The sequence below is a fragment of the Brasilonema angustatum genome (assembly GCF_059505445.1).
Genome location: NZ_JCACKO010000047.1, coordinates 1 through 24,140, shown reverse-complemented (window position 1 = coordinate 24,140; position 24,140 = coordinate 1). Strand labels below are relative to the sequence as shown.

33 protein-coding genes are annotated in these 24,140 nt (G+C 42.7%); 7 read left to right on the top strand and 26 right to left on the bottom strand.

The window, feature by feature from the left end; translation table 11 throughout:
- Nucleotides 1–201: 201 nt before the first annotated feature.
- The 20 genes from AC5JM2_RS10805 to rplC form a co-directional block, all read right to left on the bottom strand.
- Complete coding sequence (locus AC5JM2_RS10805) at nucleotides 202–756, bottom strand: adenylate kinase (protein ID WP_495834883.1); 555 nt, start codon at nucleotides 754–756, stop codon at nucleotides 202–204.
- A complete protein-coding gene (gene secY / locus AC5JM2_RS10800; protein WP_495834882.1) occupies nucleotides 756–2,069 on the bottom strand; it encodes a preprotein translocase subunit SecY in 1,314 nt (437 codons plus the stop codon). The genes AC5JM2_RS10805 and secY overlap by 1 nt, the downstream gene beginning before the upstream one ends.
- A 71-nt stretch (nucleotides 2,070–2,140) precedes the next feature.
- The gene (gene rplO, locus AC5JM2_RS10795) at nucleotides 2,141–2,587 is read right to left on the bottom strand and encodes a 50S ribosomal protein L15 (protein ID WP_495834881.1); all 447 of its coding nucleotides are present in this window, start codon (nucleotides 2,585–2,587) and stop codon (nucleotides 2,141–2,143) included.
- A 194-nt stretch (nucleotides 2,588–2,781) separates the two neighbouring features.
- Nucleotides 2,782–3,306, bottom strand: a complete 525-nt coding sequence (gene rpsE / locus AC5JM2_RS10790) for a 30S ribosomal protein S5 (protein ID WP_495834880.1) — start codon at nucleotides 3,304–3,306, stop codon at nucleotides 2,782–2,784.
- Between the two features lie 238 nt (nucleotides 3,307–3,544).
- Nucleotides 3,545–3,907 (bottom strand): 50S ribosomal protein L18, encoded by a 363-nt coding sequence (gene rplR, locus AC5JM2_RS10785; protein WP_210621203.1) that lies wholly within the window; start codon nucleotides 3,905–3,907, stop codon nucleotides 3,545–3,547.
- A gap of 2 nt (nucleotides 3,908–3,909) precedes the next feature.
- Nucleotides 3,910–4,458: a 50S ribosomal protein L6 gene (gene rplF / locus AC5JM2_RS10780; RefSeq protein ID WP_495834879.1), complete on the bottom strand. Its 549-nt coding sequence runs from the start codon at nucleotides 4,456–4,458 to the stop codon at nucleotides 3,910–3,912.
- Nucleotides 4,459–4,516: 58 nt separating this feature from the next.
- Entirely contained in the window at nucleotides 4,517–4,918 is a 402-nt protein-coding gene (rpsH, locus tag AC5JM2_RS10775) for a 30S ribosomal protein S8 (protein WP_495834878.1), read from the bottom strand.
- 20 nt (nucleotides 4,919–4,938) lie between these two features.
- A complete protein-coding gene (gene rplE / locus AC5JM2_RS10770; RefSeq protein WP_169265250.1) occupies nucleotides 4,939–5,487 on the bottom strand; it encodes a 50S ribosomal protein L5 in 549 nt (182 codons plus the stop codon).
- Between the two features lie 253 nt (nucleotides 5,488–5,740).
- Nucleotides 5,741–6,094, bottom strand: a complete 354-nt coding sequence (gene rplX / locus AC5JM2_RS10765) for a 50S ribosomal protein L24 (RefSeq protein ID WP_495834877.1) — start codon at nucleotides 6,092–6,094, stop codon at nucleotides 5,741–5,743.
- A complete protein-coding gene (rplN, locus tag AC5JM2_RS10760; RefSeq protein ID WP_171976437.1) occupies nucleotides 6,094–6,462 on the bottom strand; it encodes a 50S ribosomal protein L14 in 369 nt (122 codons plus the stop codon). Before rplN ends, rplX begins: the two co-directional genes overlap by 1 nt.
- Before the next feature lie 48 nt (nucleotides 6,463–6,510).
- Nucleotides 6,511–6,759 carry a 30S ribosomal protein S17 gene (gene rpsQ, locus AC5JM2_RS10755; protein ID WP_495834876.1) on the bottom strand — a complete coding sequence of 83 codons (249 nt, stop codon included), beginning with the start codon at nucleotides 6,757–6,759 and terminating at the stop codon, nucleotides 6,511–6,513.
- 6 nt (nucleotides 6,760–6,765) lie between these two features.
- Entirely contained in the window at nucleotides 6,766–6,996 is a 231-nt protein-coding gene (gene rpmC / locus AC5JM2_RS10750; protein WP_495834875.1) for a 50S ribosomal protein L29, read from the bottom strand.
- Between the two features lie 3 nt (nucleotides 6,997–6,999).
- Entirely contained in the window at nucleotides 7,000–7,425 is a 426-nt protein-coding gene (gene rplP, locus AC5JM2_RS10745; protein WP_210620663.1) for a 50S ribosomal protein L16, read from the bottom strand.
- Between the two features lie 68 nt (nucleotides 7,426–7,493).
- Nucleotides 7,494–8,285, bottom strand: coding sequence for a 30S ribosomal protein S3 (rpsC, locus tag AC5JM2_RS10740; protein ID WP_495834874.1), 792 nt, complete (start codon nucleotides 8,283–8,285; stop codon nucleotides 7,494–7,496).
- A 53-nt stretch (nucleotides 8,286–8,338) separates the two neighbouring features.
- Nucleotides 8,339–8,701, bottom strand: a complete 363-nt coding sequence (gene rplV / locus AC5JM2_RS10735) for a 50S ribosomal protein L22 (RefSeq protein ID WP_495834873.1) — start codon at nucleotides 8,699–8,701, stop codon at nucleotides 8,339–8,341.
- A gap of 65 nt (nucleotides 8,702–8,766) precedes the next feature.
- Nucleotides 8,767–9,045 (bottom strand): 30S ribosomal protein S19, encoded by a 279-nt coding sequence (gene rpsS / locus AC5JM2_RS10730; RefSeq protein ID WP_169265257.1) that lies wholly within the window; start codon nucleotides 9,043–9,045, stop codon nucleotides 8,767–8,769.
- Nucleotides 9,046–9,211: 166 nt separating this feature from the next.
- On the bottom strand, nucleotides 9,212–10,075 hold the full coding sequence (gene rplB / locus AC5JM2_RS10725; RefSeq protein ID WP_495834872.1) for a 50S ribosomal protein L2: 864 nt from the start codon (nucleotides 10,073–10,075) through the stop codon (nucleotides 9,212–9,214).
- A 4-nt stretch (nucleotides 10,076–10,079) separates the two neighbouring features.
- A complete protein-coding gene (locus tag AC5JM2_RS10720) occupies nucleotides 10,080–10,394 on the bottom strand; it encodes a 50S ribosomal protein L23 (protein WP_048868733.1) in 315 nt (104 codons plus the stop codon).
- Nucleotides 10,387–11,019 carry a 50S ribosomal protein L4 gene (gene rplD, locus AC5JM2_RS10715; protein WP_495834871.1) on the bottom strand — a complete coding sequence of 211 codons (633 nt, stop codon included), beginning with the start codon at nucleotides 11,017–11,019 and terminating at the stop codon, nucleotides 10,387–10,389. The genes AC5JM2_RS10720 and rplD overlap by 8 nt, the downstream gene beginning before the upstream one ends.
- A 65-nt stretch (nucleotides 11,020–11,084) precedes the next feature.
- Nucleotides 11,085–11,726 carry a 50S ribosomal protein L3 gene (gene rplC / locus AC5JM2_RS10710; RefSeq protein WP_495834870.1) on the bottom strand — a complete coding sequence of 214 codons (642 nt, stop codon included), beginning with the start codon at nucleotides 11,724–11,726 and terminating at the stop codon, nucleotides 11,085–11,087.
- A gap of 850 nt (nucleotides 11,727–12,576) precedes the next feature.
- Between rplC and AC5JM2_RS10705 the strand changes: the two genes are divergently transcribed.
- A complete protein-coding gene (locus AC5JM2_RS10705; protein ID WP_495834869.1) occupies nucleotides 12,577–13,053 on the top strand; it encodes an NAD(P)H-quinone oxidoreductase subunit N in 477 nt (158 codons plus the stop codon).
- A 49-nt stretch (nucleotides 13,054–13,102) separates the two neighbouring features.
- On the opposite strand, the gene AC5JM2_RS10700 is transcribed toward AC5JM2_RS10705, so the two are convergent.
- Nucleotides 13,103–13,930 (bottom strand): ABC transporter permease, encoded by an 828-nt coding sequence (locus AC5JM2_RS10700; protein WP_495834868.1) that lies wholly within the window; start codon nucleotides 13,928–13,930, stop codon nucleotides 13,103–13,105.
- Nucleotides 13,931–14,019: 89 nt separating this feature from the next.
- Here AC5JM2_RS10700 and AC5JM2_RS10695 point away from each other — a divergent pair, with 89 nt between their 5' ends.
- Both AC5JM2_RS10695 and AC5JM2_RS10690 read left to right on the top strand, forming a co-directional pair.
- Nucleotides 14,020–14,157 (top strand): hypothetical protein, encoded by a 138-nt coding sequence (locus AC5JM2_RS10695; protein WP_495834867.1) that lies wholly within the window; start codon nucleotides 14,020–14,022, stop codon nucleotides 14,155–14,157.
- A 61-nt stretch (nucleotides 14,158–14,218) separates the two neighbouring features.
- Nucleotides 14,219–14,758, top strand: a complete 540-nt coding sequence (locus AC5JM2_RS10690; protein ID WP_495834866.1) for a DUF3172 domain-containing protein — start codon at nucleotides 14,219–14,221, stop codon at nucleotides 14,756–14,758.
- An 82-nt stretch (nucleotides 14,759–14,840) separates the two neighbouring features.
- Here the strand turns inward: AC5JM2_RS10690 and AC5JM2_RS10685 are convergent, their stop codons facing one another.
- From AC5JM2_RS10685 to AC5JM2_RS10675, 3 genes are all read right to left on the bottom strand, one after another.
- Nucleotides 14,841–15,980, bottom strand: a complete 1,140-nt coding sequence (locus AC5JM2_RS10685) for an AMIN domain-containing protein (protein WP_495834865.1) — start codon at nucleotides 15,978–15,980, stop codon at nucleotides 14,841–14,843.
- A 230-nt stretch (nucleotides 15,981–16,210) separates the two neighbouring features.
- Nucleotides 16,211–16,735 (bottom strand): hypothetical protein, encoded by a 525-nt coding sequence (locus tag AC5JM2_RS10680; protein WP_495834864.1) that lies wholly within the window; start codon nucleotides 16,733–16,735, stop codon nucleotides 16,211–16,213.
- Nucleotides 16,736–16,818: 83 nt separating this feature from the next.
- Nucleotides 16,819–18,996, bottom strand: coding sequence for a cation:proton antiporter (locus AC5JM2_RS10675; RefSeq protein WP_495834863.1), 2,178 nt, complete (start codon nucleotides 18,994–18,996; stop codon nucleotides 16,819–16,821).
- Nucleotides 18,997–19,249: 253 nt separating this feature from the next.
- On the opposite strand from AC5JM2_RS10675, the gene AC5JM2_RS10670 reads away from it, so the two are divergent.
- Nucleotides 19,250–20,005: a PspA/IM30 family protein gene (locus AC5JM2_RS10670; RefSeq protein ID WP_495834862.1), complete on the top strand. Its 756-nt coding sequence runs from the start codon at nucleotides 19,250–19,252 to the stop codon at nucleotides 20,003–20,005.
- Between the two features lie 81 nt (nucleotides 20,006–20,086).
- On the opposite strand, the gene AC5JM2_RS10665 is transcribed toward AC5JM2_RS10670, so the two are convergent.
- Entirely contained in the window at nucleotides 20,087–21,340 is a 1,254-nt protein-coding gene (locus AC5JM2_RS10665; protein WP_495834899.1) for an IS701 family transposase, read from the bottom strand.
- 280 nt (nucleotides 21,341–21,620) lie between these two features.
- On the opposite strand from AC5JM2_RS10665, the gene AC5JM2_RS10660 reads away from it, so the two are divergent.
- Nucleotides 21,621–22,091: a helix-turn-helix domain-containing protein gene (locus AC5JM2_RS10660; protein WP_495834861.1), complete on the top strand. Its 471-nt coding sequence runs from the start codon at nucleotides 21,621–21,623 to the stop codon at nucleotides 22,089–22,091.
- Nucleotides 22,092–22,119: 28 nt separating this feature from the next.
- Nucleotides 22,120–22,797: a transposase gene (locus tag AC5JM2_RS10655; protein ID WP_495834898.1), complete on the top strand. Its 678-nt coding sequence runs from the start codon at nucleotides 22,120–22,122 to the stop codon at nucleotides 22,795–22,797.
- Between the two features lie 2 nt (nucleotides 22,798–22,799).
- Here the strand turns inward: AC5JM2_RS10655 and tnpA are convergent, their stop codons facing one another.
- A complete protein-coding gene (gene tnpA, locus AC5JM2_RS10650) occupies nucleotides 22,800–23,156 on the bottom strand; it encodes an IS200/IS605 family transposase (RefSeq protein ID WP_495834860.1) in 357 nt (118 codons plus the stop codon).
- A gap of 84 nt (nucleotides 23,157–23,240) precedes the next feature.
- Between tnpA and AC5JM2_RS10645 the strand changes: the two genes are divergently transcribed.
- Nucleotides 23,241–24,140 (top strand): RNA-guided endonuclease InsQ/TnpB family protein (locus AC5JM2_RS10645; RefSeq protein ID WP_495834859.1); only part of this gene is annotated, 900 nt, incomplete at its 3' end.

Sequence of the window (24,140 nt, the reverse complement as noted above, 5' to 3'; positions counted from 1 at the left end):
TTTCCTCAACTCAACAGCCTCCTACTTTGTTACAGCTACTTATAGTCTGCAAAGAACATATTTCGGAGAATATATCAACAGTTCATTAATATATTTTATCCAATATTTACATACATCTGCTTGGGGGACAGGGAATAGGGTGCTAGGTACAAAGAACTGGGAAAAATTTATCACCTTTAACCTCTCACCCACTCCCCTCTTTTAAGACACAATGACCTTTTTTAATTCAGCAGTGACTTCTTCTAGGGACTGATTACCGTTGATACTGAGGAGAGTCTGACGACTACTGTAATAGTCAATCAAGGGTGCCGTTTCAGACCGGTAAACTTCTAAGCGACGACGGATGACTTCTTCTGAGTCATCTTTTCTGCCTCGCTCTAGTAACCGTGCTATTACTGTTTCATCTGGCACATTCAAATTGACGACCTTTTCGCCATTTTGGTTGAGTTTTCCCAGTAATTGCTCTAAAAAAACTGCTTGATTGACAGTGCGGGGAAAGCCATCAAGAATCCAGCCTAATTTCGTATCATCCTGGATGAGACGTTCCTGAACCATTTCCTCCACAAGTTGGTCAGGAACCAACTCACCTTTATCCATATAACTTTGAGCCTTCACACCCAAAGGAGTCTGGTCTTTGAGACCTTGACGCAATATGTCACCTGTAGAAATATGAGGAATATTCAAATCGTCAGCTAAGGTTTTTGCTTGAGTTCCTTTACCAGCTCCCGGTGGTCCCAAGAAGATTACTCGTGTCACTACTGTTTCACCATTCCTTCATAGCGTTGAGAGATAACGTAAGTTTGAATTTGCTTTGACGTATCAATCGCAACACCTACTAAAATTAACAAAGAGGTAGCACCTAGCCCCCTAAAGGTTCGTACATTTAAAGCACTTTCAACGGCAGTAGGGATAATAGCAATCAAGCCCAGAAAGATAGCTCCTAAAAAAGTTAATCGATTCAGTACGCGCTCAATGTACTCACTTGTTGCTTTTCCCGGACGAATACCTGGAATGCTAGAACCCATCTTCTTCAAGTTCTGAGCTACATCAACTGGGTTGACAATCAATGAAGAATAGAAGTAGCTGAAGAAAACGATAGAAACTAGGTAAACAAGGGCATAGACCCAAGCCCCTGAACCGCCAGGTATGAGATAGGTGTTAACAATTTTTGAATATTCTGGATTTCTGATGAAATTCTCGGCCAACAGTGGCAAACTTAGAATTGCAGCCGCAAAAATAATTGGCATGACGCCCCCTTGATTAAGTCGTAGGGGTAAGTAGTTACGTTGCTCTGCAAAAATTCGTTTCCCAACTTGGCGACGCGCTGAAATAATCGGAATACGACGGATTCCTTCCTGCACAAACACAATACCAACAATCGTGACTAGGAAAAGCAGCAACAGCACAATAACTCGACCTACTGTTTCCCGGTTTCCTGTTTGTACAAAATCGATTGTGTCACCTAGAGCTTTTGGCAGTGTTGCCACAATATTGACAAAAATCAACAAAGATGCGCCGTTGCCTACGCCACGCTCTGTAATCACTTCTGATGCCCACATGACAAACATCGAACCCGCTACAAGAGCCAACGCTGTCTCGATAATGAAAATTGGTCCGTAGTTTAAGGCAAAGGGCTTGAGCCAGAATGTTGCCAAGAAGACACTTTGAATAACTGCCCAACCAGCAGAAACATAGCGTGTCATTTGAGAAATCTTCCGCCGTCCTGCTTCGCCTTCATTTTTCTGTAAATTTTCTAAAGCTGGAATGGCAGCGGTGAGCAATTGGATGATAATCGAGGCGTTGATATATGGCAAAATACCTAAGGCAAAGACTCCCAAAGCAGAAAGTCCACCTCCAGAAAAGATGTCCAAAAAGCTTAATATCTGGTTATTACCTTGAAGGGTTCTGGCAAATTGAGCTCGATCAATACCTGGTATGGGCAAATGTATGCCCAGACGAATCAACATTAAAAGACCTAAGGTCACAAGCAGCCGACCTCGCAGACCTGCTGCTTGCGCCATCTGCATAAAAGTTTCTTGAGCCGTTGGGGCTTTGTCTCGACTGATCATAGAGGGCTACCTGAATCGTGAAGCGAGGCACTTGGCTGGGGTAGGCTTGTCGTAGGTGCGTGCTTTGTGACTCACTCTAAAACTTCGCAACTCCCACCCGCTGCCTCAATTTTGCTACGAGCTGTACCTGTAAAAGCTGCCGCTTGCACCTTGAGGGGAACGTTCAATTCCCCATCCCCTAAAATCTTCAAAGATCCTCGAACAGCAGTAAGGATACCTGCTTGTTTTAACGAGGTGAGTGTAACTTCTGTATTTGCAGGGAGGGAGGCTAGCTTTTCTACATTAATCGTAGTGTACTGCTTACGATTAACCAGAGGGAAGCCCTTTAACTTGGGTATGCGGCGGTACAATGGCTGTTGACCACCTTCAAATCCGGGTCGTGTACTGCTGCCAGAACGCGCTTTTTGACCACGCATACCCTTACCAGCACTAGCACCTTGACCGGCAGAAACACCCCTACCTAAACGACGGGGACGCTTCTTTGAGCCTTTTTGAGGACGAACATCGGTTAGTCTCATAAAGAAAACCTTGTGTAAAATTTAGTCATTTATCATTCGTGAGCCACTACAGACACTGCTTTGTTGGCGCAAGCTTCCGCAGGAACTGGGGCGTAGCCATACTGGTGGGCTACAAAACATACACGTGCAAAAGGTATACCCGGAGGATCATTTGTTGTCATTTCTATAAAAACAAAGGACTGAGGACAAATGACTTAAATATAAAGATTTTCAACAGGAATACCCCGGTCTTCGGCGACTTCTGCAAAAGTTCGCAGGGTAGACAAGGCATTAACTGCGGCTCTGGCATTATTGAGAGGATTGTTTGAACCGAGTTGCTTGGCTAGAATATTGCGAACTCCTGCTAATTCAAGTACTGTACGTACAGCACCACCAGCAATAACTCCAGTACCAGGTGCAGCTGGTCGCATAATGACCTTAGCACCACCACCAATCCCATTAATAGGATGGGGGATAGAGTTAGATTTGGTCATGGGAATTTCAATCAGATGCTTTTTACCATCAGCGACGCCTTTTTTCACAGCACCAATTACATCTGAGGCTTTGCCTACTCCCACGCCCACTTGACCGCGTTCATTTCCCACAACGACTATTGCGCGGAAGCTAAGTTTTTTACCTCCTTTTACAACTTTACTCACCCGTCGGATTTGGATAACCCGCTCTTGCCATGTGGTTTCTTCTTTTTTTGTACGGTTAGCTTTACGACGACCAGTTGCCATTTTATTTACCTCGTGTTAGAAGCCAATTGTCATTTGTCCTCGGTCATTTGTCATTTTTTTTACTGAATGAACGGCAGGTGACGCCAGAGGCTCCAGTTGGGGAGACCCCAAGACGAGCCACTGCTGCATGCAGGAGGATCTCCCGCTCTCACGGCATGTAGCGTCCGTACTGGCTCCTGTAGCCTAACCGAACCCGTCCACCGCACTGCCTCCTCATGACTCATGAGCAATGACTCATTTAAAAATCCAAACCAGCTTCGCGAGCTGCTTCTGCTAGTGCTTTGACACGACCGTGGAAAAGGTTACCACCTCGGTCAAAGACGACTTTGCTAATACCTTTTTCTAAGGAGCGAACTGCGATCAATTTGCCAACTTCCACTGAAGCTTGACAGTTTGAACCTGAAGCTAATTTTGATTTTAAATCTGGTTCTAGAGTTGAAGCTGCCACTAAGGTGTGATGATTAGTATCATCAATCACTTGAGCATAAATATGTTGGTGAGAGCGAAATATAGCTAACCGTGGACGCTCAGAAGAACCATCAACTTTACCACGAATACGTCTACGGCGACGTTCCCTTGATTCTTTACGAGTATGTTTCATTTTTACTTCTTGCCTTTACCACCAGTCTTACCAGCTTTACGTCTGACCATTTCACCGGCGTAGCGAATACCTTTGCCCTTGTAAGGCTCTGGTGGCCGCACAGCACGAATTTTAGCTGCTGTGTTGCCTACCTCTTCTTTGTCGTAGCCGCTGACAATAACGTTAGTATTATTTTCAACTGCAAACTGAATTCCTTCTGGTGGAACAATGTGCACTTGATGGCTATAGCCCATGTTCAAAATCAAGTTACGACCTTGAACTTGCGCCCGGTAACCAACCCCTTGAATTTCCAAACGACGTTGAAACCCTTTGGAAACTCCCTCAACCATATTGGCAACCAAAGTACGGCATAAACCGTGCATTTGCCGGGACGTGCGAGATTCATCGCGACGGTTAACCTGCAATATTTCTCCTTCTTGGGAGACTATGACATAAGGAGGCAAATCGCGAAAAAGTTCGCCTTTAGGACCCTTGACTAACACTTTTGTGCCATCAATGTTTACTTGCACCTTAGCCGGAATTGTAATTGGGCGTTTACCAATTCGAGACATAACTTTTAGTCCTTTGTAATTTGTCTATTGTCTTTTACGAATGACAAATGACTAATGACTACCAAACGTAGCACAGTACTTCACCACCCAAGTTTTGACGCCGTGCTTCTCGGTCAGTCATAATGCCACTTGATGTAGAAATAATGGCAATACCGATACCACCTAGTACTCTTGGTAGTTCTTTTTTGTTGGAGTAAACACGCAAACCTGGTTTACTCACCCGCTTGAGGGTGGTGATGAGGGGTTGGCGATTTTTACCCTTGTACTTCAAGGAAATCACCAAATTGCACGCCACTCCTTCTCCTGCTTCTTCAAACTCACCAATAAAACCTTCTTCGCGCAGCACTTTTGCGATGCTACGAGTCATTTTGGTGGATGGCACTTGTGTCGTTTGATGCCGCGCCATATTGGCATTGCGGATGCGCGTGAGCATATCTGCAATTGTGTCGTTAACCGCCATCGTTTCCTCTTTAGATGAACTTATTGATCCCGAAAGGGCATTCCCATTTCTTTAAGTAAAGCGCGACCCTCTTCGTCAGTCTTTGCTGTAGTGATAATGGAAATATCCATACCACGAATTTGGTCAATGCTGTCATACTCAATTTCTGGGAAAATGAGTTGCTCTCTGACACCTAGAGTATAATTGCCGCGACCATCAAAACTTTTAGGACTAATACCGCGAAAGTCCCGGATTCTTGGTAGCGCTAAACTAATGAGACGGTCGAGAAAGGCATACATTCTTTCGCTTCTTAAGGTCACCATGATACCAACTGGCATACCTTGACGAATTTTGAAGCCCGCGATCGCCTTTTTAGCCCGCGTCACGACTGGTTTTTGACCAGTAATTGTCGCAATCTCGGTCAAAGACGCTTCCAAGGCTTTCGCATTTTGAGATGCTTCCCCCAAACCTCGATTAACAGTGACTTTCTCCAACTTTGGCACTTGATGAATGTTGGTGTACTGAAACTGTTGCATCAGTTTGGGGACAATTGTTTCTTGGTATAAAGTTTTCAGTCTTGTTGTTGCCATAGTTTTTGTTCTTTTTATCCCTGGTCTTGGTCAGGGATTATTGTCCTTACTCTTTGTCTATTGTCTTTTGTTTTTTTACTAATGACCAATGACTTTCCGGGTTTGCCACTTGACACGGCTGTGCTACTCTACTCTACGGGAAGCCGCCTAGGGGGTCTATGGAAAATCGGCCTCTAAACGTCTACAAGTCAATAAACTGTAGCCTAGCACTTGCTTTCATATGCCGACAGACCCGCTTTCGAGCAGTAACTCACTACTTATCTATGATTTCGCCAGTTTTTTTAAGCATTCTAACTTTCTTACCTTCTGCAGTGAAAGTGTAGGAGATGCGACTGGCAACATTTTGCTTGGTGGAATAGAGCATAACGTTGGAACTGTGGATTGGGTATTCCTGAGTCACAATACGCCCAGATTCACCTTCTTGCTGAGGTTTGACGTGCTTAGTTTTTATATTTACACCTTTAACAAGCACTTTACTTTCTTGGGGAATTGCTTTGATAATTTCTCCAACTTTGCCTTTATCTTTCCCCGCAATAACTTGCACGGTATCCCCGGTTTTAACGTGCATTTTGAAAAATCTAGGTTGCTCCTTCTTTTTGTTTGCCATTACAGCACCTCCGGAGCCAGAGAAACAATTTTAGTAAAGTTTTTTTCACGCAGTTCTCGTGCTACTGGTCCGAAAACCCGTGTTCCTCTGGGGTTACCATCTTTATTGATGATAACTGCGGCATTATCGTCAAAACGAATACTCATACCACTATCTCGATGGGTATTATGACGGGTGCGGACAATGACTGCTTCCACAACATCGGACTTTTTCACAGCCATATTCGGCTGAGCGTCTTTAACGACGGCGATGATCCGATCACCGATGAAACCGTAACGGCGGTTACCTGCTCCCAATACGCGGATGCACATGAGTTTACGGGCACCGCTATTATCTGCAACATTAAGGTAAGTTTGGGGCTGAATCACAATCGTTTTTTCCTTTTTGTCTTGTTAACTACTTAATAACTATATGGTTTAGCCATTTTTAGTAGTCAGGATTTCTGTGACTTTCCAGCGCTTAGTTTTACTCAGCGGCCGCGTTTCCTGAATGCGAACGCGATCGCCTATTTTGCACTGATTTTCTTCATCATGTACCTTATAGCGCTGGGTTTTTACGACTATTTTGCCGTATTTTGGGTGAGGAGCGCGGTTTTCGATGGCGACTACCACCGTTTTTTGCATTTTGTCGCTTACGACCAAGCCAACTCGTTCTTTTACTGCCATAATCTTCTACTTTGATTCTTTTACGGGTTGACTTGAGGAAGCGCGTTTGCGTTCTCCTTCTACAGTCATTAGTTGAGCCAGACGGTGGCGGGCGTGTCTAAATAGATGGGGTTTGTCTAGCTGTCTGGTTGCTTGTTGCAAGCGCAACTGAAAGAGTTGCTTTTTTACAGCGATAATCTCTTGCTCCAGTTGTTCGTCAGTTAAAACTCTTGCTTCTGAAATTTTGGGAAGAGGCATAACCTAGACCTGTTGTTGCTCTTGTGAGCGTGAAATGAACTTAGTTTTGATAGGTAATTTGAAAGCAGCCAAGCGCATTGCTTCGCGAGCAGTTTCTTCAGGAACGCCTGCAATTTCAAATAGAATTCGTCCTGGTTTTACGACTGCTACCCAGAACTCAGGTGAACCTTTACCAGAACCCATCCGGGTTTCTGCTGGACGCATAGTCACTGGTTTATCAGGAAAAATCCGAATCCAGATTTTTCCACCCCGGCGGATGTAACGAGTCATTGCTCGACGAGAAGCCTCTATTTGACGAGAGGTAATCCAAGCAGGTTCCAACGCTTGCAAAGCAAAATCCCCAAAGTTCAGGTCGCTACCCCGATGGGCTAGACCATTCATTCGTCCGCGTTGTTGTTTGCGGAATTTTGTTCTTCTTGGACTTAGCATGATGTGTCAAAAGTTAAAAGTCAAAAGTGAAGGTAACAAGTCGAAAGCTATGGACTAATAACTTATGACTATCCTTCATTTGAGCGGTCTTCAAATTGCTGACGACGACGTTGTTGTTGACGGCGAGAGGAGGGACGATCGCGGTCGCCACGGTCACGATCGCGGTCGCGATCACGATCCCTCGTTGTTGGCGCAGGAGTTTGTTCCTGTCCAGGAATAATTTCTCCTTTGAATACCCACACTTTTATGCCGAGAATTCCGTAAACAGTTTTTGCTGTACAGTATGCGTAATCAATATCAGCTCGTAAGGTGTGTAAAGGTACTCTACCTTCACGAGTCCACTCTGTCCGGGCGATTTCTGCACCGTTAAGCCGTCCGCTGACTTGAATTTTGATGCCTTGTATACCAGCGCGTTGGGCACGTTGAATGGCTTGCCGTACTACCCGCCGGAAGGAAACGCGGCGTTCGAGTTGTTGAGCGATGTATTCAGAAATGAGGTAAGCATCAGCATCAACTCGTTGGACTTCAACAACGTTAATACGAATTTGGCGATTGCTTCCCAACAATTGCTGGAGACCAGTGCGTAGAGATTCGATACCTTGTCCGCCTCGACCAACGACAACGCCGGGTCGAGCTGTACGTACCTCTAAATCAATTTGATCTGCTTTACGATCAATCCGCACCTCAGAAATTCCAGCGTTGTTTTGTGCGTATCTACCCAGTTTTTGTTCTATATACTGACGAAGTTTGTGGTCTTCTTGTAAAAGTTCTGGATAGCGGCTAGGGTCAGCAAACCACCGGGATTGATGTTCTTGGGTGACTCCCAAGCGAAAACCTACTGGATGTATCTTCTGTCCCACAAATGCTTCCTCTAAACAAAAATTCTTTTGTGTACCTGTACGCTATTTTTTATTTATTTAGCTGCAGTAACCTCAGCAGCGACAGCTACTGTAATATGACACGTCGGCTTGCGAATTTGGTAAGCACGACCTTGCGCCCTTGGTTGGAACCGTTTGAGTACCGGACCTTGATTTGCATAAGCTTGAGTAATCACAAGCTCTGTTCTGTCTAGCCCAGCGTTATGTTCAGCATTCGCTGCTGCACTTCTAAGTACCTTCAATACTGGTTCACAGGACCGATAGGGCATGAATTCTAGGATAATCAGGGCTTCCCGGTAGGAACGTCCTCTAATTTGGTCAAGTACGCGACGCACTTTATAAGGAGACATACGTACATAACGGGCGATCGCTTTTACTTCAGTCGTGTCTGTTGCCATAGTTTTCTCCGTCCGTTTGAGTCATTAGTCATCTACTAAGCCATAGCGTGACTAATAACTGATAACTATCTACCTGATTTTTTGTCACTTCTGGCGTGACCCTTATAAGTGCGCGTGGGGGCGAACTCACCCAGTTTATGTCCTACCATTTGGTCACTTATAAAAATGGGAACGTGTTGGCGTCCGTTATGGACTGCGATGGTATGACCTACCATGAGGGGCAAAATTGTCGAAGCCCGTGACCAAGTTTTAATAACTTCCTTTTTATTGGCGTCATTGAGCCTTTCAATTTTTGTTAGGAGATGATCGGCAACAAAAGGACCTTTTTTAAGAGAGCGACCCATAGTTCGATTTTGGATTTTCGATTTTGGATTTCGATTTAGAAATTTGAATTTACCAATTGTAGATTTTGGATTTTGAATTATATTTATAATCTAAAATCCGTCTTGAAAAGCTTTGAGCGGAGGTTTCCTCCGATCAAACTTTTCGCAAAATCTAAAATCTAAAATTCTATGATTCACGACCGCCACGACCGCGCTTAGAAGATTTGCGGCGACGGCGCACAATAAACTTGCTACTGGCTTTCTTCCGTTTGCGTGTCTTGAAACCTAAAGCAGGTTTACCCCAAGGTGTGACAGGTCCTGATCTACCGATTGGTGCCCTTCCTTCACCACCACCGTGTGGGTGGTCAACTGGGTTCATCACACTACCTCTAACTTGAGGACGGCGACCTTTCCAACGAGTTCTACCTGCTTTACCTGCGCTCAGGTTTCTAGCATCCAGATTACCGACTTGTCCGATGGTGGCATAGCACTCGCGACGGATCATCCGGACTTCTCCAGAAGGCAACTTGAGTGTTACGTAGCTACCTTCTTTTGCCACAACTTGAGCAGTCGCACCAGCTGAGCGAACAATTTGACCGCCCTTACCAGGTTTCAATTCTACGTTGTGAACGCTGGTTCCCAAAGGAATGTTAGACAAAGGTAAAGCATTGCCATTTTCAATAGGAGAATCTGGACCAGCAACAACTGTTGTCCCTACTTTTAAACTGTTGGGTTGAAGAATGTAACGCTTCTCGCCGTCTTCATATTGCACAAGGGCAATCCGCGCGTTACGGTTGGGGTCGTATTCAATAGCTGTCACTTTGGCCGGAATACCACGCTTATCCCTTTTAAAGTCGATAATGCGATACAGACGTTTGTGTCCACCACCTCTGTGGCGAACAGTAATGCGTCCTTGATTATTTCTGCCTTTGGCGCGATGCTTCGATACGGTGAGCGATTTTTCCGGCTCGGTTTTAGTTATTTCCGAGAAGTCAGAAATCGTAACTTGGCGAGTACTGGGGGTGTAAGGGCGATAAGAACGAGTACCCATTTTTTTAAACCTCTGGGAATAGAACTTGTCTAATCTTCTCTACATCCCCAGACGCCACTGTAACAATGGCTTTCTTATATTGGGGCTTGTAACCAAGAAATTTTCCAACGCGCTTTCTTTTGCGTGGTGGTCTTGTGGTGTTGACTTTTTCAACTTTTACTTCAAATAAATCTTCAATCGCCGCTCTAATTTGTGGCTTTGTTGCCTTTGGAGTCACTTCAAAAGTGTATTTGTTTTGCTCCATGAGTACGGTCGCTTTTTCAGTCAGTATTGGGCGACGCACAAGATCAGGAAGGTTTCGGGGGTCAAATCTAGTCACTGTAGACCTCCTGAATTTTTTCTAGGGCTGATGCTGTAACAACAATCTTGTCAGCGTGCAGCAAATCGTAAACATTTAACTGGTTAGATCCAATCAGTTTTAGATTTGCGACGTTACGGGCTGATAAAAAGACGTTGTCTGTACGTTCGGACAAAATTAATAAGGTTTTCTTTTCTGGTTCTGAACCCCAACGGGCGATCGCTCCCACTAATTCCTTAGTCTTGGGACGCTGGATCTGCTCGCTAAATTCTTCCACCACAATCAAATCGTCAATTCGACTCGCAAAAGCTGTTCGCAAAGCTAAACGCCGCTCTTTACGGTTCATCTTGAGGTTATACTCTCGCGGTTTTGGTCCAAATATGACACCACCACCACGCCACAAAGGAGAACGAATAGAACCAGCACGCGCACGACCAGTCCCTTTTTGCCGCCAAGGTTTGCGACCGCCACCTCTGACTTCAGAACGGGTTTTGGTACTAGCAGTTCCTTGACGAGCATTGGTCATTTGTCTTACCAAGGCTCGATGCACGACATGAGATGCCGTTTCTTCTTTGGCAACCTTGAAGTCGAACGTTTTTTGCCCGACTTGTTCTCCTTGCCAATTTTTGACTACACACTCAAACATTTTTAATCCTTAGTCATTAGTCATTAGTTACTTAGTCATTAGTCCAGAGTTAAATGACTAATGAGTTACGACTTTTTACCAACTACATTTGCAGGGACAATATCTACTAAATTACCTGGCTTACCAGGAACACTTCCCTTGATAAGTATTAAGTTGCGCTCTGGATCTACTCGTACCACAGTTAGTTGGCGGATTGTGACGCGGCTACCACCCAAACGTCCCGCCATCCGCTTACCTGGATAAACACGACCGGGAGTTGTACCAGCACCTATTGAACCTGGTGCTCTATGGTTCTTGGAACCGTGCGACATCGGTCCTCGACCGAAGTTGTTGCGTTTTTGGTTGCCTGCAAAACCGCGACCAATACTTGTACCGACCACGTCTACAGTTTGACCTGCACTAAAAATATCCGCTTTAATCTCTTGACCTAGAGCATATTCGCTCTCGTTATCTATGCGATACTCCTGCAAGTGACGCAATGCTGGGGCTGATGATTTGGCAAGATGTCCCAACAATGGTTTATTCAGCGCCTTTGGCTTAACCTCGCCATAACCTACTTGGATGGCGGAGTAACCGTCGGTCTGTTTTGTTTTAACCTGGGTAATGGTGCATGGTCCCGCCTGAATGACGGTTACAGGAATCGCAACTCCTGCCTCGTCAAATACTTGGGTCATACCCAGTTTGGTGCCGATAATACCTACAGACACAGTTACTGGATCTCCTTAACTTATGTTCTTTTTGTTGCCATCAGATTTTTACAGACACACTTTGTGAACGCCCCTCAGGACGATTTCCAATTTTTTGGACAGACCTCTTGATGTCGAACTGCTTAGGTAATCACAGTTACAACTTTTTTGGGTCTTCACCAAGAGTCCATAGTATTTGATGAATTTATTTACTTTGTATTCGTCACCAGAACAGCCAAAAGTTCTTCCAATTTCTAAGGAACAACTATTGAAAATTGTGCAAGGCTTTTGTTGCTTTGCGCTTTGTGCGGCAATGCTTTTATCAACAGCCATTGCTCTGGCACGTTCTTTCTAGTAGGACTTAGGCAGCGACCTGCCCAGTATCCGTTGGCAGAGATTTATACAATACTACAAACCAACATGACTGCTCAGCTCCTACTTCATTAACAACCTTAAACAGTCATTTTAACTATTCAAGATTTTCCCTCATTATTTTGAGGTTCAGGAGTGAATGCAGTTTATTCTTAAGGTTGGCACTTATTTTTTACCAACCACTCCTAATTTGTCTTTGCGGTTTTTCTAGTCTACCAGTCTTTTATCAATTTTTACTAGTTTATTCCATATGGAACTTAGTCATCAGTTTACGATGCTAACACTAGTGAGAATTAGCAGTCAGACAGTAACTTATATTTTAATAGATGGTCACGATCCAATATTATAACTCATCTGTTAATATTTGTCTAGCAAATTTTCAAGTGTTTTTGGCGACAATTTCTAGGATTATTTTGCGAGACTTATTAAAGGTAGCAGATTCTCGAACTGAACAGTCAATAATAGAAATATCGAAGTGGGATAGAACAAAAATCAATTTATGGCACTAATTACCACTGGCAACGCTTTAATTCGGGATCTTGAGAAATTTGGCGCTCTTGGTGTTTACGTACCTCTAGAAGGAGGTTTTGAAGGTCGGTACAGACGCCGACTGCGTGCAGCGGGTTATGTCACTCTCGATCTGAGTGCAAAGGGATTAGGCGATGTAGCTGCCTATCTCACAACAGTTCATGGTGTTAGACCTCCTCATCTTGGGAAAAAAAGTACTAGCACTGGTGCGGCAGTAGGTTATGTTTACTATGTGCCGCCGATTGTTAGCTCTCAACTCGAACACCTCCCACCCAAATCAAAGGGCTTGGTGTTGTGGATTATTGAAGGGCAAACTCTTTCCAATCAGGAAATTGAGTTTTTAACGACCTTACCCAGCTTGGAACCACGAGTGAAAGTGGTGATAGAAAGGGGTGGTGATCGCGCCTTCCGTTGGACGCCTTTACAAAAGACGCTTCTAGCTAGTTAGGACAACCAACATGGGACAGGGAAAAACTATCTCTGTCCCCTGCCAACTACTAATCCTGTTGATGAGAAAAAACGTAAGCACCCCATAGAGAAAGGGCGATCGCCATCACGAGTAAAATGGGCAGGCAATACCAAGGAAACTGAGACAATGGCAAACAAGTAGCTGCACGTAGTCCGATGCTGGCGTAAGTCAGGGGTAATAGGTAAACTACGAATTTTAGGGCTGTGGGTAATGTCGCTGGGTCAAAAAACGTTGCTCCTAAGAACGACATGGGGATAATAATAAAGTTATTATAGAGTCCGACTGATTCAAGGGATTTTACACTTAACCCTACAATCACTCCCAAACCAGCAAAAACTGCACAACTTAATACCAATATCAGCACAAACAGTGGATTGAGAAAATTCCAGTTTCTTGTAAACACCAGCGCTACTAAAATAACACCGAGTGAAGTCATTAACCCTCGTGTCACTCCCGCCAGCATTTTTCCAATATGTAGCGCTAGGGGATGTACGGGAACAAGCAACAATTCTTCGAAGTTTTTGGTAAAGAGTCTGTCTCCGCAGATGGAAAAAGTAGTCCCAACAAAGCTGACTGTCATAGACGACAGTGCGACCATTCCTGGCAAAATAAATTCTAAATAGTTATTATAGTTACCACTGAGTCCTGAGCCAGGTTTGATTGAACTACCCAAACCAAAGCCAAAAGCTAGAATGTATATCAGTGGAGATATTAATCCTGACGAAATAATTTGTACAAGTTTTGTACGCAACTCTAGCCAATCTCCCCAGAAGATAGTGAAACTATCCGCTATGAGAGTTTGAAATTGTGAGAATTTGAAATTCTTGCCAAAAGGCAGTGATGGTGATGATACCACTTTCTTTATACTGAATGTATTAATTTTATCTTAAGTTTTAAGTTAACATTTCTTGACACCTTTACGACCTTTGGTCGTAAAAATTTTTCATGTGGAGAAAAGAAAATCAAAAACAGAAAATGCCTCAAATTAAACCTGAATGTTTAGCGAGTTTGCTGAATTTGGCTGGTGGTAGGAACGTCAAAGAAAAAGTTGCAGACAATAAGACTCAAGAATCGGCATACTGAAATAAGGGGAGCTATTGAATCCACTCCCTACTGTCCAAAGCGTAAAGTTGATTAAGCGACAATGAGACGAAAATCTACTGGTAAAACAGTTACGAGTCCCAAACCTTCTATCTTCCAATCTCCAATGTTTAATTTCACCACGATGGCAATCTTGGGAGGGGTGTTTGTATTGGGTATTGGGATTGGTATTGCTTTTAGCTCCACGGCTACATTTAGTCCAGATAACGTAGCTAGCCGAGAATTTATTGATACCAAAGCACCGAATGCTGATATTTGCGTGCAGTATGGAGCCAGCGCTATGGTGATGGATACCAGACTGTTTGTGACTCTCAACCCTTTTAAAGTCTACGTTGGTCAGCCCAGTATGCGTCCTGGATGTGTTCTGCGTTCGAGTAACATGACAATTTTAGAACAAAAGAAGCTGATAACATCACAGCAGCTTAGAGAATGCAAAAATCGTTTGAACAACTTTGCCTATGCGGGTGACTTGAACGGTGATAAACCTGACATTAGCTGCACTTATGAGAACGATGATGCGAAAAACTTCTTCATTAACCAACCAGGAGCAACAGCTCCAGGAATCGAAACTCAAAGATTCTAGAAAAGGACGAAGACAAGAAAAGGAAGAAAAAAGAATTACTTTGTTCTTTCTTTTCTCGTTCTTCTTTACTTTTGTGTGCTCTTTATCTTGAAGAGTTGGGAAAGGGTTCACCAAACTCAATTACTTTAGAATTGGGTACTTTAGAACTGGGAGAACTGCGTGAACCAGTGGGGAGATTTGGGACTGGAAAATTTGACGTACCCAAAGAAGGAGCGCTATTGTTCGGATAACTGCCTTGATGTGGAAAAGAGGGTGGGCTAAAAGCAGAACCAGGGAGTTGAGAGGAATTGTTCGGGTTCAGAGGCGGTACTTGAACAGATGGTGCTTGTGGAAAATTATTTGTCGTTGCAGGTAAGGTTGTTAATGGTGGCGGTACACTGAAATCAGGAACTTGTTGTTGATTATAGGTAGTTGATGGTGGGTTGCCTGGAAGTTGTGGGAGATTATTAGACGTTGCAGGTGGTAAACTGCCTGGAGGTTGTGGGGGATTATAAACACCAAGTGGTGAGTTACCTGGCGGTTGTGGGGGATTATAGCTAGCTGATGGTAAGTTGCCTGGAGGTTGTGGGGAATTATTGTATACACTAGATCCTAAGTTACCTTGAGGTTGTGGGGGATTATTGTATACACTAGATCCTAAGTTACCTTGAGGTTGTGGGGGATTATAGATATCAGGTGTGTTGCTTGGTAGCGGTGGGGAAATATTTGTAGATGAAAAATTCCCAGGTAAAGAGGTACCGTTGCTATCAACCAAAGGACGTAATACCCAACGGGTGGGATTTTCTCTAGAAACAGGTTGCAGTTGCACTCTTGTTGGAGCGATGGGGATTCCAGGTGCTAAATCCATAACAATACGAGTAACATCTGCGTTGAGTTGGGAAACGCGAATGCTTCGGATGGCTCCATAGAAATTTTGTTTGGTGGGAATTTTGCCTAATTTAGTACCAGGCAAATCTATAACAATGCGTGGGGGTTGGGCGAGGTAAAAGTATCGAGGTTGTGCGGCTGCTGAGAGAGAAATTTCTAGTTGTGACGCCTCTGGGTAAAAGCGCCAATCCTCAAGCCTTGCTATTGGCGCTGCACTACTACTATTGCCCACATCAAAGCCATAAACGCTAAGAGGCTTACTGTAAAGCACCCCTGTATACAAGGCAAACAAGGTAACGCGAAACAGATACTTGCAAAACCAGAAAAATTGTTTATTTTTTAATTGCTTGTCCATACTCCTCACGACTCCACAAAATCTATCCACAATTGTCCATGACAACTGTTTTTTTTACTACCCGCTTTTGCCGAAGATGTCAAATGGTAGCACGCTCAAACATGAAGTTATATCGTGTCCGGTTAAAGACTTATCATTAAGGTTGCAAAGGAGCAGGGGGAAAAGGTTTTTAGCTTCCTACACATATGTAGGGATAATAACTATCAACCGGACTTGATACTAGGAGTTGTTCAATGATTCTTTGACTGCTCAGGTTGTTCATTAATTTTTTCTGGTGTTGCTGTCAATCCAATAGTTCTGGAACTATCGCTGATACTTATTTTTCCTATTGAATTCCCTTTCTGTGCTAATTTAATTTGTATTTTCACTGGGATAATGTTTGCTTTTGTTTGAAATTTTGGAGTATTACATAAGATGTGATTGGAAACTTCTCCCGATAAACTCAATTGTTGATTTTTAAATTTACCAGTTAGAGAAGATTTTTCAGATACTTTTGAAGTTTTAGTCGAGTTAGCTGGTAGTAAAAAACCATTCAAGTAAATTCCTGATTGCTGAACATTTAAGAGTAGAAAATCTGATTTTTCGCAGACGGGCAAATTTTCACTCAACATGAGACGATAGTGAGTGTGAATTGCAGACGGTGCTTTGATGCTGCTTTCTCCATAAGCAGTTACGACTTTAAACAAAAGCACAACTAAACTTATTGTCACACCATAGAAGGTTAGAGATTTTAAGTGGAAATGAGGTTTTGTCATGTTGATAAAAAAGGATCGGGGACAGAGGGAAATGATCAATTCTGAATGATGTCAAAAGTCATCATTTAGAATTGATTATTGATCTAACTTTTTAGCTGTAATTTCTCGTTAGTAAGAACGGAAGTAATATGAGAGCTAATTTGACTGTGGCGACGAGTAATCAGCAGTGAAGAGCGACACTCAATGGCTAGTTCGTCTGTGTATCTTCCCAAGGTTTGACGTTCGATACCCCAAGCGCGGCTCGTACCAGCAATAGTCAGATCAACAGCTTCAGAGGCTGCCACTACAACTTGAATTGGCTCTATGGCTTCGACTATTTTGATATCAATGCGATCGCTTACACTTTGAGGCAATTGCTCCATTACGTTGTGAAGCTCGTAACTGAGTTCATTTCTGACTTGATTCTCTGCCACAACCTGTAAAACCTGTAATCGGCAGGTATCACGATTTACTAACAATCTCAAAGCCAGTATCATTGCTAAATCGTCATGAATGTTTGCAGAATAAGGAACCAACAACCTTTCTAAACGCTCTTGTCCTCGATCTATAAACACCGCCACATCCACTTGTGCATTGGTGAGAATTTGACCAACTCGTCCACCTAAGCGATTCTTACTAAAAGCTGGACGATGCCATCCTACTAAAACTAAGTTAGCTTGCTCAAGTAAGGCAATCCGTGCTGTTTCTCGTCCAACATTGGTGGATGTGCAAACAATAGGATGCATATAGAAGCGTGCTTCTGATGGTTCTAGACGTGAAATCAATTCTTCTAGTTGTTGGCGGCGCTGTGCAATAACTCTATCTGCTTCTTGTGGAGTACTTTCAAAGCCATAGTCTTCTTGCAATTCAATCAAACTGAGTGGGTAAACAACGGCGGGTTGTCGATAGTTGATAGCGATCGCAACAGCTAACTCCACTAAACCTTTTTGACTATTGGGATTTGCAACTGGAACCAAAATTCCGTAAGGACGATTGTAATCTTTACCACCAGAGGTGTCTGTTTCTTTTTCTTCTGGTTCTTGCTCAACTACATCCAACTTGATCAGCTTTTTCGGATAAGTTTGCTCTAACAGTGGCGAAGTCATAAATGTTGTGACTAGTGCCATAATAACCAGCATGGTAAATAGTAGCGGCGAAATGACTCCAAGACTCAGACCAATATTTAGCACTATCAGTTCAGTTAAGCCGCGAGTATTCATCAACCAACCTAGTGCTGAGGCTTCTCGCTTCTCTATACCACTGACACGTGCTGCTACATAAGTGCCAACGTATTTACCTATGATTGCCACTGCGAGCACAGCTAAGCACAGTGCCCATAATTCTGGTTTATTCAGCAAACCAATTTCCGTGCGCAAACCACTATAAGCAAAGAACACTGGTAGCAAAAATATTAGCACAAAATCTTCGGTTTTTATTGCTAATTCCCGCACTAAACCTGCATTCTTTGGCATGGCTGCTCCTAGTAAAAAAGCCCCAAATATGAGGTGAATGCCAATCAGTTCGGTAATCAGAGCAGAAGCAACCACTGCCATGTAAATTAAAGCTAAAACTAATTGGCTGAGGCGTCCAGTCCGACGGTAGTAGTTGGCAAGGCGTTTCAAGAAAATTCGCCCTACTGTCATCATTAAGCCGATATAGATCAGGGAGTATAAAATCGTGGGAATAGCTTTGACAAAACTACCAGTATGTGCGACAGCAATAGCCACTGCCAACAAACACCAAGCAGTGACGTCATCTACTGCAGCACAAGTCAGCGCCAAAGTTCCCAAACGTGTTTTTTGCAAATTATTTTCAGTAATAATCCGTGCTAATACTGGAAAAGCAGTAATCGACATTGCTGCTCCCAGAAACAGTGCGAAGGCGGTAAACGACACACTAGCATTGGAAACTAGGGGGTACAGCAGAACTGCTAGCAGCGTTCCTAATGAAAACGGTACTAAAATACTGACGTGAGAAGTTAAGATTGCTACCTCTAAATTGCCACTGAGGTATTTGGGGTTTAACTCTAACCCAATCAAAAACATGAAGAAAATTAGCCCTACCTGAGACAACACATTCAGGAAGGGAATTGTTTCGGGTGGAAACAAGGTAGATGCTAATCCTGGAGCAACCAAACCAAAAAGAGATGGTCCGAGCATTATCCCAGCAACGATCTCTCCAATGACTAATGGTTGGTTAATCCACCGGAAGGCGAGTCCTACTAGCCGTGACAGTCCGATAACAATAAGCACTTCAACGAGAACGAGAATAACTGTCTGCATGTTTTCCTCACAATCGACTATCCAGTGGTCTAAAGATGATTCTTTATAACCCTTTAATATGTCAAGTCAACGTTATCTAGTTTACTTATAGTAATTCGTGGTGTTAATTGTTGTTAACAAGCGCCGTTGTATCTTGGGAAACTCATCATCTAATAGACCAAGTAACAAAGTGGCATATGCTTTGCGTAAGCATCAGATTTAAGCATGAAGTTCAACAAAGGACAGGGTTACAAAACCTTATATACGGAAAACTATGGGATTAGGCGAACGCGTTAACCGAGTCATAAAAGCAAACTTGAATGATATTGCAGGCAATTTCAACCGGATAGAAGGAGAAATGTTTATTGCTGGAGGAGGTGTAGCGGGTGCGGGAATTTCTGCTATGGTTGGCAACATGGGTCTAGCTGGCATGGGCACAGCAGTGGGAATTTATGCGCCTCATTTGATAGCTGTAGGGACGGTTACTGGGGCTGCTGCTTATGGAGTCAAAAAAGGAGTGGAAAATCAAGATCCTTTGGCTGTAGGTGCAGCAGTACTCGGCTCAGTTGGCGGTGCGGGTGTTTATGCAACGATCGGAAATATGGGATTAGTTGTGGCTGGCACGGGTTTTAGTATAGGCATGGCTCATGTCGTGTCTGTGGGCGCAGTAGTTGGACTTGGGGTTTACGGTTTGTCGAAAGTTCTGGACAAATCCGATAATCTTAACAAAATAAGGTGCAGCATACAGCAAAGCATTGAAAGTACTACAGGAAACACTAAGCATTTGCAATTACAGTACAAGCAAGCTGAAGACGAAATCCAAGCATGGTATCAAGTCGCGGTGCTAGCTTTGAAAAAAGAACGTTTGGATTTGGCTCGTGAGGCTTTGAATCGCAAGTACATTTATCAAGAAACTGCTAAGAGTCTGAAAAATCAGATTGATCAGCTCCTCAGAGTTATAAGGGGTAGGCTGAAAACCCTTGAGGGACAGGCACGTAGTGCCGATTCCCGTACTTCAGGCAAGGGATGAAAGCCACTACGTAGCCTTTAGGCTACAATAAAGCTTATTCTCGCTGCTGTGCAATATAGTTCTTAACCCTCTTTTGTCACTCTAGGCAGAGGAAAAGGAGAAATAAGGGATATTGAAGTTTGGAAAAATTGAACGAGTTAGATTATTGACAAGCATTTGAAGTTTAAAAAATCCTTCAGATAACTTAGGAACTGTAAAAACTTGTAACCAAGGTTTAATTAGGTTAAATAGTACAAATGGTTGAAGTATCAAACGGAGATTATTAAGAATATTATTCCAAACATTTCCTTTATCCCACCAAGGATGCGATGAAAAATTAGATTCCGATTGTGGTGGTAATTTCAGTAGTTGTTCAGAATGGAGACTAACCATTAAATAAGCACTCAAAACAATTTTCCACCATTTTTCTATCTGGGGATAATTAGTTAGACGAAAATCTGCCCATCCTAATTCATTTTTACTCTGCTTTAAACCATATTCTACCCAAGTTCTTAAACCGTAAAAATTACCAACTTCTCTCGGCGTAATTTCTGGAAACTTACTCATTACGTACCAAGTAGTGTTTTTGGGAAGAACTTCAATATCCGTCGTGATTTGCCAATACCTAATTTCTGGATTATCGCCAGAGATTATCTCTCTAATATATCTATTTTCGGAACTTAAATCTGAAAAAACTCTCTTGAATCTTTGCCACTCTGAATACTTTACTTTTGAGTCTGTAACTCGCCAAGCATTATGATTCGAGCGAATTGCAACTATAAAATTTAGACTGAATTCATCTAATCTTTGAATAAAATTCTTTCCACTCTCACCATAGAAACTATCTGCTAGGACAAGATTAAATTTAAACCCCATAGAGCGCAATTTTCTAATCATTATCGCTGCAATTTCAGGTTTGGTTAAATATTTATCCCCTGGTTGTAGCCTTTCTCTCGGTTTATATATTTCAAATATTAAAGGAAACGTCATTCCAGATAAGACACCATATGCTGTAACTGCAACAATACCATTGTCTGTTTTACCTAAATTTCCAATGTACTGCCGTTTGACATAATCCGTTGTATTTCCTTTTTTCTTATCCCCTGTTTCATCAATAATTAATACTATTGGACGACCTTGAAGGATATATAGTATTAATTCTAATCTTTGTCTCCTTAATTCTTCTACATTCCAGGGTGATTCTGTTAAAAAATGGTGTAACGGTTGATGATTTTCTAAGCCTGCTACTTTAGCGATCGCTGGCAGTCTTTTCCGTTTTATATCAGATACTATTCCCACATGAAGATATTTGAAAGCTTCAAAGCTTCTCACTTCTGTAAACAGCTTTTGATACAGCTGACAGTACTAATCTACAAATTTTACTGTAGGTGCTGGCGGACGAGGTTCAACCATACTTTCTGCTTCGGTTTTCGCGATACGCTTTGCGTCAAGCCAGAGGCTTATCGCCCTTAATTATACTCTGCCTAGAGTGACAAAAGAGGGTTAACCGCTTCAGTAGAAATATTACCAGCAGTCGAAACAAAGTAGCTAGTACAACATGGCGTAAATTCGGTTAGGGTAGAAATGATAGAGATAAGCTAAAATACTTATGCCCAGCTAACCGCTAAAAATTAGCTTGAGTGATGTAGACCAGCAAACCCTAGAAAAATTAGCGAATCGTCCCAGTACATCACAGCAAATTGCAGAACGTGCCCGGATTGTACTAAATGCTTCTGTTGGTAAGAACAATGCCGAAATTGCTCGGACGCTCAATGTTAGTATCAAGATGGTACGGCAGTGGAGACGGCGTTGGGTTGATACCAACGAGCAATCTAAAGTAGTAATGGAGCGATTGCAAGATAATGAGCGTCCTGGTGCACCGTTAAAATTTACGCTGGAACAACAAGTTGAATGTATGGCGATCGCCTGCCGTGACCCGATGGAATATAATCGTCCCATAAGTCATTGGAGCGTTTATGAACTAGCGGATGAGTTGATCAATCAAGGGATTGTGGAACAGATATCCCCTCGTCAGGTCGGACGATGGTTAGCCGAAGCAGAACTTAAACCGCACCAGTCTCGGTACTGGCTTTTTCCCCCCGTATGACCCTAAGTTTGAAGTCAAAGTAGAAGATATTAGCCAACACTATCTGAGCGCCCCAATACGAGCCGAACTGGGAGAACGTACTATTAGTATTGATGAAATGACAGGCATTCAAGCCCTAGAACGCGCCTTGCCTAATTTACCGATGCGGCCAGGAAAAGTCGAATGTCGAGAATTTGAATATATTCGGCACGGTACACAAACTTTGATTGCCAATTTTGATGTTGTGACAGGTAAAATTGTTGCTCCTACTATTGACCATCATAGGACTGAAGCTGATTTTGAAACCCATTGTCAACGCTTAATTAGTTCTGACCCAAATGCCAACAAGTGGCATTTGATTATGGACTGTCTAAACATCCACCAATCAGAATCTTTGGTACGATGGATTGCAAATCAGGAAGGAATTTCCCAGGAAACTTTAGGTGTTAAGGGCAAGTCTGGCATCCTGCAATCGATGGAAACTCGCGCCGAGTTTCTTGCCAATCCCAAACACAAAATTGTCTTTCATTTTACGCCAAAGCACTGTTCATGGCTCAATCAAGTCGAAATTTGGTTCAGCATTTTAACACGCAAACTTTTACGAAGAGGTAGTTTTTCCTCTCAGATGGATCTTAAACAGCAGATATTAAATTTTATTGACTACTTCAACAAAAAAATGGCCCGTCCTTTCCAATGGACTTTTAAGGGTAAACTTTTAGCGGCATAAACCTATCTAAATTTACGCCATTGTGTACTAGGAGTCCATAAAGTTGGAAGCTTTAATAACTCTGGGAATTCCTTACGTAAGAAATGAGATGCTCTACCTTTGATTCGGTTCATGATAGTGGCTGGACAATCAGTAGGTTTAGTATTTACAAACAAATGAACGTGGTCAGGCATGATTTCCATAGCTACTATTTTCCACCTGTTCTCATTGCATACGTCGCAAATAATTTGTTGTAACCGTTCTGCTACTTCTTCTGTCAGCACTTTTTTGCGACGTTTGGGAATAAATACAAAGTGATAATTCAATAAAGCTATTGCATTTCCTTCATGCCTGTACTCATCTGGAGAAAATTTAGACATTCTTCTGAAATTGTTTGTAGTCAGCTTGTCTATATATATTGTATATTAAACATAACTAGTAAACAGTCAGGAGGTGATTAAGTAGTGCTGGTTTTAGAAATGAAAGTCAAAGGAAACCGTCAGCAGTATCAAGCAATTGATGAAGCTATCTGCACAACTCAATTCATTCGTAATAAAGCCATTAGATATTGGATGGACGCACCCAGAGACGCAAAGTCTGCCGGAGGGAGTACTCCCCCCGGCGAGCTTTGCGCAAAAATTAACAAAATTATTTTAAATAACTATTCCACAGCACTACGTAAAGAATTTAAGTTTGTGGAAGAGTTAAATTCAATGGCTTGTCAATCTGCAACAGAAAGAGCTTGGCTAAGTATTGACAGATTTTACGCGAATTGCAAGTCCAAAAAACCAGGAAACAAAGGTTTTCCACGTTTTCAAAAAGACAATAGGTCGGTTGAATATAAAACGTCTGGATGGTCGTTACATTCAACAAAACGACGGATTACCTTTACAGATAAAAAAGGCATTGGTCAAGTCAAACTACTAGGTAAATGGGACATCCACACCTATTCAGTCAAATCAATCAAGCGTGTCCGATTAGTTCGCAAAGCCGACGGGTATTACTGTCAGTTTGCAATTAACGTTGATATTCAACCAGAAAACCAAATTGCAGACGGTGAGATAGGCTTAGATGTTGGACTTGAGCATTTTTACTCCGATTCAAACGGACATCATGAACCTAATCCCAAGTTTTTAAGAAAAGCTGAAAAAGCTATTAAGCACGTACAAAGGCAAATCTATAAAAAGGAAAAAGGTAAGAATCAACGGCGCAAAGCAAGGCAGAGATATGCCAAAAAACATTTAAGAGTAAGTAGGCAACGGAATGAACACGCTAAGAGAGTAGCGCGTAACGTATGCAAGGCTAACGCCTGTGCGATTCGTTGTGAAGTGAATCACGGTAACCAGCCCGTAAATAACCTCACC

What these genes read in the sequence shown, in the direction of transcription:
- secY (WP_495834882.1), bottom strand. Translation starts at nt 2,069, where the DNA reads ATGATCAGTCGAGACAAAGCCCCAACGGCTCAAGAAACTTTTATGCAG.
- rplO (WP_495834881.1), bottom strand. Translation starts at nt 2,587, where the DNA reads ATGAGACTAACCGATGTTCGTCCTCAAAAAGGCTCAAAGAAGCGTCCC.
- rpsE (WP_495834880.1), bottom strand. Translation starts at nt 3,306, where the DNA reads ATGGCAACTGGTCGTCGTAAAGCTAACCGTACAAAAAAAGAAGAAACC.
- rplR (WP_210621203.1), bottom strand. Translation starts at nt 3,907, where the DNA reads ATGAAACATACTCGTAAAGAATCAAGGGAACGTCGCCGTAGACGTATT.
- rplF (WP_495834879.1), bottom strand. Translation starts at nt 4,458, where the DNA reads ATGTCTCGAATTGGTAAACGCCCAATTACAATTCCGGCTAAGGTGCAA.
- rpsH (WP_495834878.1), bottom strand. Translation starts at nt 4,918, where the DNA reads ATGGCGGTTAACGACACAATTGCAGATATGCTCACGCGCATCCGCAAT.
- rplE (WP_169265250.1), bottom strand. Translation starts at nt 5,487, where the DNA reads ATGGCAACAACAAGACTGAAAACTTTATACCAAGAAACAATTGTCCCC.
- rplX (WP_495834877.1), bottom strand. Translation starts at nt 6,094, where the DNA reads ATGGCAAACAAAAAGAAGGAGCAACCTAGATTTTTCAAAATGCACGTT.
- rpsQ (WP_495834876.1), bottom strand. Translation starts at nt 6,759, where the DNA reads ATGGCAGTAAAAGAACGAGTTGGCTTGGTCGTAAGCGACAAAATGCAA.
- rpmC (WP_495834875.1), bottom strand. Translation starts at nt 6,996, where the DNA reads ATGCCTCTTCCCAAAATTTCAGAAGCAAGAGTTTTAACTGACGAACAA.
- rplP (WP_210620663.1), bottom strand. Translation starts at nt 7,425, where the DNA reads ATGCTAAGTCCAAGAAGAACAAAATTCCGCAAACAACAACGCGGACGA.
- rplV (WP_495834873.1), bottom strand. Translation starts at nt 8,701, where the DNA reads ATGGCAACAGACACGACTGAAGTAAAAGCGATCGCCCGTTATGTACGT.
- rpsS (WP_169265257.1), bottom strand. Translation starts at nt 9,045, where the DNA reads ATGGGTCGCTCTCTTAAAAAAGGTCCTTTTGTTGCCGATCATCTCCTA.
- rplB (WP_495834872.1), bottom strand. Translation starts at nt 10,075, where the DNA reads ATGGGTACTCGTTCTTATCGCCCTTACACCCCCAGTACTCGCCAAGTT.
- rplD (WP_495834871.1), bottom strand. Translation starts at nt 11,019, where the DNA reads ATGTTTGAGTGTGTAGTCAAAAATTGGCAAGGAGAACAAGTCGGGCAA.
- AC5JM2_RS10705 (WP_495834869.1), top strand. Translation starts at nt 12,577, where the DNA reads ATGGCACTAATTACCACTGGCAACGCTTTAATTCGGGATCTTGAGAAA.
- AC5JM2_RS10695 (WP_495834867.1), top strand. Translation starts at nt 14,020, where the DNA reads ATGTGGAGAAAAGAAAATCAAAAACAGAAAATGCCTCAAATTAAACCT.
- AC5JM2_RS10690 (WP_495834866.1), top strand. Translation starts at nt 14,219, where the DNA reads ATGAGACGAAAATCTACTGGTAAAACAGTTACGAGTCCCAAACCTTCT.
- AC5JM2_RS10685 (WP_495834865.1), bottom strand. Translation starts at nt 15,980, where the DNA reads ATGGACAAGCAATTAAAAAATAAACAATTTTTCTGGTTTTGCAAGTAT.
- AC5JM2_RS10680 (WP_495834864.1), bottom strand. Translation starts at nt 16,735, where the DNA reads ATGACAAAACCTCATTTCCACTTAAAATCTCTAACCTTCTATGGTGTG.
- AC5JM2_RS10675 (WP_495834863.1), bottom strand. Translation starts at nt 18,996, where the DNA reads ATGCAGACAGTTATTCTCGTTCTCGTTGAAGTGCTTATTGTTATCGGA.
- AC5JM2_RS10670 (WP_495834862.1), top strand. Translation starts at nt 19,250, where the DNA reads ATGGGATTAGGCGAACGCGTTAACCGAGTCATAAAAGCAAACTTGAAT.
- tnpA (WP_495834860.1), bottom strand. Translation starts at nt 23,156, where the DNA reads ATGTCTAAATTTTCTCCAGATGAGTACAGGCATGAAGGAAATGCAATA.